Source organism: Paraburkholderia sp. JHI869 (genome assembly GCF_038900775.1).
Classification (GTDB): domain Bacteria; phylum Pseudomonadota; class Gammaproteobacteria; order Burkholderiales; family Burkholderiaceae; genus Paraburkholderia.
Genome location: NZ_JAYMSC010000008.1, coordinates 104,903 through 118,688 on the forward strand (window position 1 = coordinate 104,903; position 13,786 = coordinate 118,688).

Annotated in this window: 12 protein-coding genes; 5 read left to right on the forward strand and 7 right to left on the reverse strand. The window is 64.9% G+C overall.

Annotation, left to right across the window (positions count from 1 at the left end):
- Positions 1-58: 58 nt before the first annotated feature.
- Positions 59-724 (forward strand): response regulator transcription factor, encoded by a 666-nt coding sequence (locus VSR72_RS16100; RefSeq protein WP_342953332.1) that lies wholly within the window; start codon positions 59-61, stop codon positions 722-724.
- Complete coding sequence (locus VSR72_RS16105; protein ID WP_342953333.1) at positions 711-2,129, forward strand: sensor histidine kinase; 1,419 nt, start codon at positions 711-713, stop codon at positions 2,127-2,129. The genes VSR72_RS16100 and VSR72_RS16105 overlap by 14 nt, the downstream gene beginning before the upstream one ends.
- Here VSR72_RS16105 and VSR72_RS16110 read toward each other — a convergent pair.
- Positions 2,116-2,892: a TIM barrel protein gene (locus VSR72_RS16110; protein WP_342953334.1), complete on the reverse strand. Its 777-nt coding sequence runs from the start codon at positions 2,890-2,892 to the stop codon at positions 2,116-2,118. The genes VSR72_RS16105 and VSR72_RS16110 overlap by 14 nt on opposite strands.
- A gap of 182 nt (positions 2,893-3,074) precedes the next feature.
- On the opposite strand from VSR72_RS16110, the gene VSR72_RS16115 reads away from it, so the two are divergent.
- Positions 3,075-4,718 (forward strand): extracellular solute-binding protein, encoded by a 1,644-nt coding sequence (locus VSR72_RS16115; protein ID WP_342953335.1) that lies wholly within the window; start codon positions 3,075-3,077, stop codon positions 4,716-4,718.
- On the opposite strand, the gene VSR72_RS16120 is transcribed toward VSR72_RS16115, so the two are convergent.
- From VSR72_RS16120 to VSR72_RS16145, 6 genes are all read right to left on the reverse strand, one after another.
- Complete coding sequence (locus VSR72_RS16120) at positions 4,707-5,897, reverse strand: sugar transporter (protein WP_342953336.1); 1,191 nt, start codon at positions 5,895-5,897, stop codon at positions 4,707-4,709. The genes VSR72_RS16115 and VSR72_RS16120 overlap by 12 nt on opposite strands.
- 115 nt (positions 5,898-6,012) lie before the next feature.
- Entirely contained in the window at positions 6,013-7,035 is a 1,023-nt protein-coding gene (locus tag VSR72_RS16125) for a Gfo/Idh/MocA family oxidoreductase (RefSeq protein WP_342953337.1), read from the reverse strand.
- A 141-nt stretch (positions 7,036-7,176) separates the two neighbouring features.
- Positions 7,177-8,490 carry an MFS transporter gene (locus VSR72_RS16130; RefSeq protein ID WP_342953338.1) on the reverse strand — a complete coding sequence of 438 codons (1,314 nt, stop codon included), beginning with the start codon at positions 8,488-8,490 and terminating at the stop codon, positions 7,177-7,179.
- Between the two features lie 100 nt (positions 8,491-8,590).
- On the reverse strand, positions 8,591-9,229 hold the full coding sequence (gene leuD, locus VSR72_RS16135) for a 3-isopropylmalate dehydratase small subunit (protein WP_342953339.1): 639 nt from the start codon (positions 9,227-9,229) through the stop codon (positions 8,591-8,593).
- Complete coding sequence (gene leuC / locus VSR72_RS16140) at positions 9,222-10,640, reverse strand: 3-isopropylmalate dehydratase large subunit (protein WP_342953340.1); 1,419 nt, start codon at positions 10,638-10,640, stop codon at positions 9,222-9,224. The genes leuD and leuC overlap by 8 nt, the downstream gene beginning before the upstream one ends.
- Positions 10,641-10,675: 35 nt before the next feature.
- Complete coding sequence (locus tag VSR72_RS16145) at positions 10,676-11,554, reverse strand: alpha/beta hydrolase (RefSeq protein WP_342953341.1); 879 nt, start codon at positions 11,552-11,554, stop codon at positions 10,676-10,678.
- Between the two features lie 116 nt (positions 11,555-11,670).
- On the opposite strand from VSR72_RS16145, the gene VSR72_RS16150 reads away from it, so the two are divergent.
- On the forward strand, positions 11,671-12,579 hold the full coding sequence (locus VSR72_RS16150; protein WP_342953342.1) for a LysR family transcriptional regulator: 909 nt from the start codon (positions 11,671-11,673) through the stop codon (positions 12,577-12,579).
- A gap of 266 nt (positions 12,580-12,845) precedes the next feature.
- On the forward strand, positions 12,846-13,670 hold the full coding sequence (locus tag VSR72_RS16155) for an alpha/beta hydrolase (RefSeq protein ID WP_342953343.1): 825 nt from the start codon (positions 12,846-12,848) through the stop codon (positions 13,668-13,670).
- The last annotated feature ends 116 nt before the right edge of the window (positions 13,671-13,786 follow it).

Here is a 13,786-nt window from a genome sequence, read left to right on the forward strand (position 1 = left end):
GTAGACCTCGGGGAAAACCCGCAATCGCACCCATGAAGATTTCGGCAGGAACCGCATCATGCGCATTCTGGTGGTAGAGGACGACGCGGAAATCGGCGCGGCGGTCCGCAGCCGCCTCGCGCGCCTCGGTCACGCGGTGGACCTCGAAGCGAACGGCGCCACGGCGAACAGCCTGCTTGGCGTCGAACGCTTCGACCTGGTCGTGCTCGACGTGATGCTTCCCGCCATGGACGGCTTCGCGATCCTGCGCAACCTGCGTGCGGCGGGCTCGACCACGCCAGTGCTCCTGCTCACCGCGCGCTCGGCCATCGACGACCGCGTAAGCGGCCTCGGCCTCGGCGCCGACGACTACCTCGTCAAGCCGTTCGACTATCGCGAACTCGAAGCGCGCGTGCAGGCGCTCCTGCGTCGCAATAGCGGACACGCGAACGATGTAGTCAGGATCGGTGGTCTTGCAATCGACCGCAGCAGCCGGCTCGCCGAACTCGACGGCAAACCGCTTTCGCTCTCGCGTCAGGAATTCGCGCTGCTCGAAATCCTTGCGAGCCGTCCGCAACGCATCTTCCCGAAGGAGGAACTGCTGAACCAGTTGTTCAGCTACGGCAACGAGCCGACCGCCAACGCGGTCGAGCAATACGTCACGCGCTTGCGCAAGAAGCTGCAGGGCAGCTCGGTGGAAATCCGCACGGCGCGCGGCATGGGATATCAAATTGCCGCGCTTTGACTGGTTCCCGAAAACGCTGCTCGGCCGCACGCTGCTGTTCATCGCGCTCGTCGTGGCGTCGGGCGCGGCGGCGCTCGCGGGTATCGCGCGCTATTACGCGGGCGTCGCCTCCGAGCGCGCCTACGATCAACTACTTGCGGGCGCAACCATCCAGGTCGCCGAAAACCTCTACGTGCAGGGCGGCGTGCTCGCGCTCAATCCGCCGGTGGCCGCGCTCTCCACGCTCTCGCGCTATGACGTCGTCTACTACAAGGTGGTCGATGCGCGCGGCCTCGTCGTCGCGGGCTATGGCGACCTTCCCGGTCCCGCCAGCACGCTGAGCGCGCGCCAGGGTCCGACCTTCGCGAACGGGCGTTATCAGGGTGAGCGCGTGCGCACGGCGACCATCGGGCGCTACATGCCGGACGCCCGGCCGCCCGGCTGGGCCCTCGTCACCGTCGCGCAGACCACGCACGCGCGTCAGCAACTCACGAACGACATGAGCTTCAAGGTCTGGACGCTCATCCTGCTGATGAGCGTGCTCGCCATTGGTGCGAGCGGTCTCGCGATCCGGCGCGGTCTGCGCCCGCTCGCGCAGATCGAGCAGATCATCGCCGCGCGCGATCCGGCCGACCTGCGGCCCGTGGCGCACGACACGCCAAGCGAGATCAACGCGCTGATCGGCGCCATCAACGGGTTGATTGGCCGCCTCGCCGAACGCATGACGGCCATGCAGCGCTTCATTGCCGACGCGGCGCACCAGATGCGTACGCCAATCGCGCGGCTCGACGCGCAGATCGAATTGCTCAGCACCGAGTCAGATCCCGCGCGCCACGCGGCGCGCCTCGAAGCGTTGCGCGCCACCTGCTCGGACGTGGGCCGGCTCACTGGCCAGTTGCTCAATCACGCGATGGTGATCCATCGCACGGAAATGGTCCCGCTGCAGCGCGTAGACCTGGCGAAGCTCGCCAGAGAAGTGCTGGGCCGCACCATTCCGCTCGCCGACGAGCGCGACGTGAAAGTGGCGTTCGAAAGCAGCGCGCCGCAAGTGTGGATCGCGGGCGACCCAGTGAGCCTGCAGGAAGCGCTCTCGAACGTGCTGCACAACGCGCTGCTGCACGGCAAGGCCGACGATATCGTCGTGACCGTGAGCGCTTCGCAGGACGCCGTCACGCTGACCGTGACCGACAACGGCGGCGGCATCGCGCGCGAACACTGGGACGCCGCGTTGCGTCCGTTCGAGCGCATCGGCCAGGAAGGTGCGGAGCGCACCACGGGCTCGGGCCTTGGGCTCGCCATCGTGCAAGCGGTGATGAAAGCGCACGGTGGCCGCGTGAACTTTGCGTTTCCCCCCGAGGGCGGATTTGCCGTGGTGCTGACGTTTCCTCCCGTGGAAGACGACACGCCTCGCGCTACGCCAATGTGAACGCCTCGCGAAAGCGCCGGAGCGCGAGTGCGTCGTCGCCGCTTGCCCAGGCTTCCAGCCCGATCGTCCCGCGATAACCGAGCGCGGCAAGCGCGCGTGCGATCGCGGGATAGTGGATCTCGCCGGTGCCGGGCTCCTTGCGCCCCGGCACATCGGCCACCTGGATTTCGCCGATGTACGGCGCGGCCCGGCGCACGAGTTCGATCAGATTGCCCTCGCCGATCTGCGCGTGATACAGGTCGAGATTCAGGCGCAGATGCGGGCTATCGACGGCCTTGATGAGCGCCAGCGTGTCGGCGGCGCGCGCGAACGGCACGCCCGGATGATCGACCTCGGTGTTGAGGTTCTCGAGGCAGAACACCACGTCGTGCCGCGCGCCCAGTTCGGCAATACGCGCAAGCGTATTCTGCGCGGCTAGCCACATTTCGCCGGTCACGACCGGCACCGGCGTAACGGGCAAGCCTTGGGCATCGAGCCCGGTGCCGTGCAGATTCAGGCGCGGACACGCAAGGCGCTTCGCGACTTCGATCGATTGCTCCGCCGTGCGCAGGAGCGCGTCGGCGCCGCTTTCGGTGATCAGGTCGCCTTCGATATAACCCGTCATCGACGAAAACTTCGCGCCGCTGCGCGCCAGCGCGCCGATATCGTGCCGGGTCCAGTCCCAGATCTCGACCTCGAAGCCCAGCTCGCTGATACGCCGAACACGCTCGATCACTGGCAAATCACGAAAGACCATCTCGGCGCACACTGCGAGAGTAAACATATGCATTCCTTATTAAATCGGAAAATTCAGCCTGTTGGCCGGCAGCAAAATAGTAAAACGGTTTCGCACCACCATCGCCGCACCAAAATGTTCATATTGGCTATCCGTCAATAAATCAGCGACTTGTGAAGCGCCTCTGCTAGACTCGGCATCAGTTCATCCACGAGCAGGAGCGCCGAACCATGCATGCTCGCGACCGCTACGCGGCGATCGCCGTGATCGACAAGCTTTCCGGCATCTTACGCAGCGAGTTCGGCGACGCCGCGCACGAAAGCTGGCCGATCCTCAGTACGGTGCTGCAAAACTTTCTGGGCAAGCGTCAAACGACGATCACGTCACTGGCCGACAGTTCGGGCATGCCGCGCACCACCGCGCGGCGCGTCATCTTCGCGCTCAAGGCGCAAGGGCTCATCCAGTTCAAGCCCATTTCGGCCGGGCAGAGCCGCGAGCACGTGCTGCCTTCCGAGCGGCTTCTGGCGCATCTGGACAGTATCACCGGGCAAACGATCAAGCTGCTGATGGACGCCGTGGACCCGCGCGCCGTCGACCGTTTCGACACAGCAGGCCTCGCCGCGCCCGCCGAGATCGCGTGGCCGCGCCCGGCGGCGTCGGGCTTCGACGGGAATATCGAACTCACGCTGCTCGCCTACGCCGATCCCGTTTTCGACATTCTCAAGCAGAACCGCACCGATATCGAGCGCTTCCTCGGCATGCGCGTGCAGATCTCCACCTATGCGCAGGACGCGTATCGCGCGGTACTCGAAGCCACGCTTGCCGATCCGTCGAGCGGGAGCGGGCCGGTGGTCGTCGCCATTCCATTCCCATGGCTCGCCGAGATGAGCAGCCGCGGCCAGTTGCTCGACCTCCAGGCGCTCGCCGCGGGCAGTACCGTATCGGGTTCCGACTTCTACGACGCAGTCTGGCAGGCCGGATGGAGCGGCGGACGTCTGCACGGCATACCCATTCAGCCGACCGTGGACTTCCTCTGGTACCGCAAGGATCTTTTCGATGCCGAAGGACTGCAGCCGCCACGGACTTTCGAAGACGTGATTCGCTGCGCGAGCCTGCTGCACCGGCCGAGCCGGGGCCGCTTCGGCATAACGTGGACGGCCGCGCCAGGCCTCCCGCTCGCGGAGATGTTTCTGCAGATTCTCGGCGCACAAGGCGGCGTTCTGATGAGTGGCAACGCGCTGGAGCTGGACGCGGCGGCGTGCAAAAGCGTCGTTGAGTACTTACGCGCACTCATCCCTTATTCGCCGGGAAATCTGCGCGCCAACCATTGGGCGCGCAGCGTGCAGATCTTCGGCAGCGGCAATGCGGCCATGTGCTATCACTGGTCGAATCGCTATGGCACGCTGGACGGACACAAGCTGCTGGAGATCGGCGCGAGCATCGGTTTGCTCGAACATCCCACCATTCACAAGGACATGACGCCGCTCTCCCCGCTAGGCGGCGCATTGCTTGCGATACCCGCAGCTTGCGACGACCACGCGGTGCGGCTCGCCTGGCAAGCGGTTGAAACGCTTGGTTCTCCGGAGATGATGAAGTACTTCGTGCTCCAGGGCGCGGCAGGCAATGCGCGCTACTCGGTGGCGGAGGACCGGTACGTGCTGCAACGCAATCGCGTGATCGGGGTGATGGACCAGCTCATGAGCGCGCGTCGCGTCGCGGCATTTCCGTCGCCCGCCGTTCCCGCTTATCACGCGCTGGTGGAATTGCTCAGCACGCACCTCGAAGCGCTGCTTTTCAACGAGCATGCAGATATCGACGCAGGCGTCGCGCAGCTTCGCAGCGCCGTCGCCGCGCACGGCGAATCAGTGCGCTGAAGGATGCGCCCGCGCATACATGCGCAACGCGAGCCAGCACACCCCTGCCCCGAGACCGCCCACCACGCCGCCGAAGCTGCCGACCCACGACACGCCAAAGCCGTTGGCAATATGATTGCCAAGCAGCGCCCCCGCGCCGATCCCCGCGTTATAGAGGCCGGAATAGATCGATACGGCGAGGTCCGCGGCTTCGGGTGCGAGCTTGAGCACCCATGCCTGCATGGCAAGGCCGAACGAGACGATCGCGCCGCCCCATACCAGCGTGTGAACGGACAGCGTGACGATGCTCAGCGCGGAGGGAAACAGCACGAGCAGGCACACGCACACGGCGACCACGGCCGCTTGCAGAAACTTCGCCGGATCGCGCGGATACAGGCGATTGAAGAAAATGGCCGCGGGAATGCCGGCACTGCCGAACAGGATCAGGATATAGGTGACGCGTTGACTGCTTTCGTGGCCCACGGTGTGAATGAAGGGCTCGATATACGTGTACGACGTGAAATGCGCGGTCACGACAAGTATCGTCAGCAGATAGAGCGAGGCCAGCATCGGCTTTCTGAACAGCACGGGTACGCTGCTGAACGAGCCCGTTTGCTGGCTTGGCAACACGGGCAGCATCACGCGCAACATGAGCAGCGCAACCGCCGCAGCGCCCGCAATGACGAAGAACGTCTGCCGCCAGCCCAGCGTCTCGCCTATCACGCGCCCAAGCGGAATGCCCGCCACCATGGCGATCGACGTGCCCATGCCGAGCATGGCGAGCGCCCGGCTCTTGTTGCCGGGCGGCGCGAGCCGCACCACCAGCGAAACGGAGATCGACCAGAATATGGCGTGCGCAAAGGCAATGCCGATCCGGCCCACCATCAGCACCGTAAAGTTCCACGCGACGCCAGTCACGATATGGCTGACGACGAAGAGCGCGAATATCCACGTCAGCAGCTTGCGGCGTTCGACGTTGCGCGTAAGCAGCATCAAGGGCAGCGACGCCACGGCCACCGTCCACGCGTAGATCGTCAGCATGAGGCCGACGTCGGTCGGCTTCATGTCGAGGCTCTCGCCAATGGCGCTCAGCAGCGCGACCGGCACGAATTCGGTCGTGTTGAAAATGAAGGCCGAAAGCGCCAATACGAGCACGCCCCACCAGGAGTGCCCCGAAGAAGCCGGTTCAGGCGTTGACATACGAGCGATGCGGGAATCGATAAAGGGCGATTATCGCGTATGGCGCGTTTTACGATGTCCGAACCGTACAGTGCTTCTTCTGGCCCTCGCTGCAGGCAGCGAGGGCCGCGCCCGCTCATTTCACGGCTACGGGGGCCCGTTTCGTGACTGATTCGATGCAGGCCAGTGCGATGGCGAGCGCACGGCGCGCGTCCTCGCCGCCCGGCCCTGCCACCGGCTCGCGCTCGCGCACGGCCCGCGCAAACGACGCAAGCTGCGCCGTGTAACCCGCCACGAAATGGTCCGTGTCGCGGCGCCACGTGTCGTTTGATGCGCCGCTCGCGTCGAACAGCGTCATGCTGGAGCGGCGCACGTCGCCCATCGTCACCATGCCGCCAGGGCCGAAGACTTCGCCCCGAATGTCGTAGCCGTAGAGCGCCGAGAAGTTCGCCTCCGCCACGGCAATCGAGCCGTTGTCGAATCGAATGGTCACGACCGCCGTGTCCAGAAAACCTTGCTCTTTTGCGTCGGGGCGCACGAGCGCGTCGGCAGCCGCATAGACTTCCACGGCGCGTGCGCCTGCGTTGAGCCACAAGAGCGTGTCGAAATCGTGGATCAGCGTTTCGTAAAAAATGGTCCAGAGCGGAATGCGCTCGGGATCGCCGCCGAACGGGCCGGGATCGCGCGTGAGCGAACGCAACAGTTGCGGCGCGCCGATCTTGCCCGCCTCGACTGCCGCGTGGCCCTGCGCGAACGCCTGGTCCCAGCGACGGTTGAAGCCCACTTGCAGCGGCACTTCGGCCGCGCGCGCAGCGGCGATTGCGCGGTCGGCTTCTTCCAGCGTGAGCGCCATCGGCTTTTCGCAGAAGATCGCTTTACCCGCTTCGGCGGCCTGCACGACGAGGTTCGTATGAAAGCGCGCGGGCGTCGCGATGATGACGGCGTCCAGCTCCGGCTGCGCGAGCAGTTGCGCCACGTCCGTGTACGCGTGATCGACGTCGAGGTGGGCCGCCAGCCTCGCGGCCGCACCACGCGCCGGATCGGCAATGGCGACCAGGTTCGCGTCGACGAGGCGGCGTGCGACCGTCTCAGCATGAAAGGAGCCGATGCGGCCAGCGCCGATCAGGCCGATGTTGACGGGTCTCTTGCGTAAAACCATGTTAGTGATCCTATCTATCCAGATTGAATGGGCGCCCTGGTAACTTCTTTCGTGACCCACATCGGTCAGGCGGCAGATCGATCTTAGGACCGGCACGATACGAGAGACGCAACTGGAAGTATCCGGATCGGCTATATCTTTTTAAATCATTGACTTACGCCGTGCTTGCAACCCGAACGCATACGCGAGCACAGCCGAAACGAGCAGCGTGGCGCTCACGAAATACAGCCCCAGCGAATAGTCGCCGCTCAGGTCGCGCAGTCGGCCGATTACCATCGGGCCGATCGTGCCGCCGATGAGGCTGCCCATCGCGTTGATGATCGCAATGCCCGCAGCGGCTGCGGAGCCCGAGAGAAACTGCGTGGGCATACTCCAGAGCGGCGGCTTCGCCGCGTTGATGCCGAAGTTCGCGATCGAAAGCCCGACAATCAGCACGATGGCGTTGGTGGCGTGCCCGGACAGCAGCATGCCGATACCGGCCGCGAAACACGCAATCGCAACGTGCAGGCGGCGCTCGTTCGTGCGGTCCGAGTTGCGCGCCCAGAGCACCATCGTCACGACCGCGAACAGATTCGGGATCGCGTTCACGATGCCCAGTTCGAAGTAGCTGAAGCCGAAGCGGTGAATGATCATCGGCGCCCAGATGCCGATGGCGTAGAGCCCGGTCGACGTGCCCGCATAGACGAGCGCGAGCAGCAGCACGCGCGGGTCCTTCACGGCGCCCCACACGCTCGACTTGCTCTGTGCCGCCTTCGCCTCGCGTTCGCGCCGCATTTCGCCGCTCAGCCACTGGCGCTCGGCGGGTGCGAGCCACTGCGCGTCCTCGGGCCGGTCAGTCAGATAGAAGTACGAAACGATGCCGAGCAACACGGTCGGCGCGCCTTCGACGAGGAAGAGCCACTGCCAGCCGTGCAGATGCGCCACGCCCTCCAGGCTCATGAGCGCGCCCGAGATGGGCGAGCCGATCATGTTCGAGAGCGGCGCGGCGGTCATGAACATCGCCGTGACGAATGCGCGATGACGCGCGGGGAACCAGAAGCTCAGGTAGAGAATGATGCCGGGAAAGAAGCCCGCTTCGGCGAGGCCGAGCACGAAGCGCAGCGTGTAGAAGCTGTACGGGCCTGTGACGAACGCCGTGGCCGCGGAAAGCAGGCCCCACGCAACCATCAGCAGTGCGATCCATCTGCGCGCGCCAACGCGCTGCAACGCCAGATTGGACGGCATGCCCGCCGCGATATAGCCGACGAAGAAAATCCCCGCGCCTACGCCGAACATGGCCTGCGTGAGCCCAATGTCGTGATTCATCGTGAGCCCCGCGAAGCCGACGTTCACGCGGTTCAGAAAGCTCAGGAAATACAGGACGATGATGAACGGCGTGATGCGCCGTGAGACCTTGCGCACGACGCTGGGCTCGAGCGTGGCGGTGTCCTGCGGATGGACTGCGGCAATGTTCATGGGGTGTCTCCGTATGAGCGCACTTGCCGCGTGTGGCGGTCAGTGCGCCTCTGTGCCGTTGCGTGCGTCGCCGCACGAACGGTTTGGTTATGAATTTGGGTTAGCCGCGCTGCTGCTGCGCCGGCAGATCGATGCGGCACCACGGCTGCGCGGTCCAGTGCTTCGCTTCGAATGCGTCGATCGCTTCCTGTTGGCGCAGCGTCATTCCAATCATGTCGAGCCCTTCCACGAACATCTGCTTCTGTCGCGCCGGCAGCGAGAACGCATAGCGCTGTCCAGAAGGCGCGATCACGACTTCGTTTTCGACATCGATCGACACGTGCTTGTCGTCGCCGCTTGCGATCTCCGCGACCAGCGCTTCGACCTGTTCCGGCGGCAACGTGACGAGCAGCAGCCGGTTGTTCGTCGAATTGAAATAGAAAATCTCGCCGTAACTCGGCGCGATGACCGCTTCATAACCCGCCTGCTGCAGGCCCCACACAGCGTGCTCGCGGCTCGATCCGCAGCCGAAGTTCGAGCCGCCGATCAGCACCTTCGCGCCACGATATTCCGGGCGATTCAGCACGAAAGCCTCACGCGCGCGGCCATCGGCATCGAAACGCAAGTCGTATAGCAGCCCGCGCGCGAGCCCCGATTTATCGATGCCGAGCAAAAACTGCTTGGGCATGATCTGATCGGTATCGAGGTTGTTGACCGGCAGCGGCGCGGCGATGCCCGAGATCATGTACGGCTTAGCCATGTGCAAGCTCCTTGCGAATGTCGACGATGCGGCCCGCAATCGCCGCGGCGGCGGCCATCGCGGGGCTCATCAAATGCGTTTTGCTGTCGCGCCCCTGGCGCCCTTCGAAATTGCGATTCGTGGTCGAGGCGCAGCGCTCGCCCGGCGCGAGCACGTCGTCGTTCATCGCCAGGCACATCGAGCAGCCCGGCTGACGCCACTCGAAGCCCGCGTCGATCAGCAGTTGCGCAATGCCTTCACGTTCGGCCTGGTCGCGCACCATGCCCGAACCCGGCACGACCATCGCGCGTACGGTCGCCGCCACCTTGCGGCCGCGCACGACCTGGGCGACGGCGCGCAGATCCTCGATGCGCGCATTCGTGCAGGAGCCGATGAACACACGGTCGATAGGCGTGCCCTCGATCGGCGCGCCGCCGGGCAAGCCGATGTAATCGAGCGCCTTGTGCAGCGTCGCGGCGTCGAGACCCGCGCCATCCGCCGCTTCGGGAATGCGGCCGTCCACGGGCACCGCCTGGTCCGGACTCGTGCCCCATGTCACGTAAGGCGCGACGCGCGCGGCGTCGAAGCGATGCTCCACTTCGAAATGCGCGTCGTCGTCGGAGCGCAGTTTCGACCATGCATGGCACGCGGCGTCGAGCGTTTTTGCATCGAGGTCGCGCACTTTGCTGGCCACGTAGTCGAGCGTCGTGCGGTCCGGCGCGATCAGCGCGGCGCGCGCGCCGGCTTCCACAGTCATGTTGCACAGGGTCATGCGCGCCTCGGCGGAAAGCCCGGCGATCGCTTCGCCCGCGTATTCGACGGCGTAGCCGCGCGCGCCCTGCGCGCCGATCTTCGCAATGATGTGCAGCACGAGATCCTTCGAAGTCGTTCCCGGCGGCAGCGCGCCGTCCACGACGATGCGCATGTCCTTCGCCACGCGATAAACGAGCGTCTGCGTCGCCAGGACGTGCTCGACTTCCGAGGTGCCGATGCCGAACCCAAGTGCGCCCAGTGCACCGTAGGTCGTTGTGTGGCTGTCGCCGCACAGCACGACCATGCCGGGGCGAGTCAACCCGATCTCGGGCGCGACCACGTGCTCGATGCCCTGCATGGGGTCGTGGATATCGAACAGATGAATGCCCTGCTCCACGCAGTTGCGCGTGAAATTTGCGGCCTGCTTCGCGGCGTCGACGATCTCGATCGTGCGCGCGGCCACGGGCATCGGCTTGCTCGGAATCACGTGATCGACCACGCCCATCTGCTGGCGCGGACGCCGCACGCGCAGGCCCTTCTCACGCAGGCCCGCGAAGGCTTGCGGGCTCGTGTATTCGTTCATGATGTGCAGATCGGCGTAGAGCAGAACGTGCTCGGCGTCGATGATCGATACGGTGTGCGAATCAACCAGTTTCCGGTAAAACGTGTGTGAGGACATGATGAAGCCCGACTGAAAAATGACTAACGAACGAATCAGCGCTGAAGGAATGGCAGCACGCGTTCGAGGAGCAACTGGGGCGCTTCTTCCGCGAGGTAGTGACCGCACGGCAGCGCCTCGCCGCTCACGCTGGCGCTCCAGCTACGCCATTCCGCCAGCGGATCGAAGCACTGGCCCACCGTGCCGTGCGCACCCCACAACGCGAGGAACGGACACTGAATGCGCTTGCCCGCCGCCAGATCCGCGCGGTCGTGTTCGAGGTCGATGGTGATCGACGCCCGGTAGTCCTCGCAGATTCCGTGTGCCGTCGCCGGGTCCGAGAGGCAGCGCAAATATTCCGCGTAGGCCTCGGGCGCGAACGGCGCAAGCCCCGCACTGCGTGCGCCCATGGTCTGCTTCAGATACAGATCGGGGTCGGCGCGGATCAGCGTTTCCGGAAACGGCGCCGGGCGCACGAGAAAGAACCAGTGCCAGTAAGCGCGCGCGAATTCGAACGACGTCTGCTCGTACATCGCGACGGTTGGCGCGACGTCGAGCGTGATGAGCTGCGTGAGCGCGTCGGGATGATCGATCGCCATGCGCGCGGCGACGCGTCCGCCCCGGTCGTGGCCCATGACGGCGAACGACGTGAAGCCGAGGCCGCGCATGAGCGCAACCTGATCGAGCGCCATGCGGCGCTTCGCGTAGTTGGCGTGGTCGGGAGTGCCCTGCGGTTTGCCGCTGTCGCCGTAGCCGCGCAGGTCGGCGGCGACCACCGTGAAGTGCTCGGCCAGCGTGGGCGCGACCTTGTGCCAGATGGCGTGCGTTTGCGGATGGCCGTGCAGGAGCAGGAGCGCGGGGCCGCGTCCGCCCTGGATTGCGTGAATGCGAACGCCTTCGATGTCTGCCGAAGCGTCCTTGAAACCGTCGAACATGCTTGCCTCCCGAGGTTGCATGCAGTCTAATTGATGCCCTGGGCGATTGGGTTTCCGCAAAAGCAATCCGGTCGTAACTTTCAGGAACGAATCGCGCAAGACACCGGGGCGGCGCCATGGATGCTTTTTCCGATCTGAATCTCTTTGCGCTCGTGGCGCGCAACCGCAATCTGGCGGCAGCCGCGCGCGAGCTGGGGGTCACGCCGCCTGCCGTGAGCAAGCGGCTCGCGCAACTGGAGCAGCGCCTGGGCGTGCGGCTCGTGAACCGCACCACACGGCGCCTTTCGCTTACGCCGGAAGGCGAGCTCTATCTCGCGAACGGTTCGCGCATCCTCGACGAACTCTCGGAACTGGAACAACTCGTCACCCGTAGCCGCGGCGAACCGGCCGGGCTGCTGCGCGTGAACGCGTCGTTCGGTTTCGGCCGCGCCCATGTCGCGCCCGCGGTGTCGGCTTACGTCGAGCGTTTTCCGTCGATGAAGATTCAGCTGCAATTGACAGAGCGGCCGCTCAGCCTGCAGGAAGAAGGCTTCGATCTCGGCATCCGCTTCGGCGAGGTGCCAGACGCGCGCATCAATGCGCGTTTGCTGCTGAAGAACCGGCGCGTCGTGTGCGCATCGCCCGCGTATTTGAAGCGGCACGGCAAGCCAGCAGCGCCGCACGATCTGACGCGCCACGCGTGCATCGTGCTGCGCGAAAACGACTCGGCATACGGCACGTGGCACTTTTCGCGGGGCAAGCGCGTGGAAACCGTGAAGGTCGACGGCGCGCTCTCGAGCAACGACGGCAGCGCCGTGCTGCGCTGGGCACTCGACGCTCGCGGCATCGTCGTGCGCTCGCAGTGGGAAATCGGCGAGCATATCGAGCGTGGCGAGCTCGTGCCGCTGCTCACGGACTGGGCGCTGCCGAACGCCGATATTCATGCGATCTATCTCGAGCGCAACAAGCTCTCGGCGAAGCTGCGCAGTTTCGTCGACTTTCTCGGCGATTATTTGCGCGATGCGGTCGGCGCGGAAACGGCTTAGCCGTGCACATGCACAGAAGTTCAGGAGCCGTCTGCAAACATCCGCAGCGCAGGGCCGCACACCCTCGCGTCATCGCTCAAGCGTTCTCTCTATACTGAGCCACGTGTCTCCTGCCTCGTTCCATGACGCGCAGGTTCCGGCACGTTCCACACGCAATGCCCATCCCTGGACGCCGCCATCATCCGCCGCACGAAGCGCGACTGTGCGCGAATGCGCCGGCGTCCGTCTGCTTCGTGATGCTGTAGATAGAAACTGGAGCGTTTCCTATGAGCACCCTCACCACCCGCGATGGCACGTCGATCTACTACAAGGACTGGGGCAGCGGCAAGCCCGTCGTTTTCTCCCACGGCTGGCCGCTCACCGCCGACGCGTGGGACGCCCAAATGCTCTTTCTCGTGCAAAACGGCTTTCGCACGATCGCACACGACCGCCGTGGCCACGGCCGCTCCGATCAGCCCGCCAAGGGCAACGACATGGACACCTGGGCCGACGACCTCGCCGACCTGCTCGACAAGCTCGACGTGAAGGACGCCACGCTCGTTGGCCACTCCACCGGCGGCGGCGAAGTCGCGCGCTACATTGGCCGCCACGGCACGAAGCGCGTGTCGGGCGCGGTGTTGATCGGCGCGGTGCCGCCCATCATGATCAAGAGCGAGAAGAATCCGGGCGGCCTGCCCAAGGACGTGTTCGACGGCATCCGCAAGGGCGTGATCGACGACCGCTCGCAGTTTTTCAAGGACCTCGCCACGCCGTTCTACGGCTACAACCGCAGCGGCGCGAAGGTCTCGCAAGGCGTGATCGATTCGTTCTGGCAGCAGGGCATGTGGGGCGGCATTCTCGCGCTGCACGACTGCGTGCATGAATTCTCCGAAGTCGATTACACCGAAGACCTCAAGAAGTTCGACGTGCCCACGCTGATCCTGCACGGCGACGACGACCAGATCGTGCCGATCGACGACGCGGGCAAGCTCTCCGCCAAGATCGTGAAAGACGCGACACTCAAGATCTACCCCGGCGGCCCGCACGGCATGTGCACGACGATGGCCGACCAGGTCAACGCCGATCTGCTTGCGTTCCTGAACCGCGCTTGAGCGTGAGGTTACGCGTGGCGCCTGGCGCGGGCTTTCGCTCAGCGCCTCGGCCACGCGTGCCGGCACCCGATCATCCGTTGATCTTCGACGCGCTTCGTCTTTCGCGGATTTCCGTT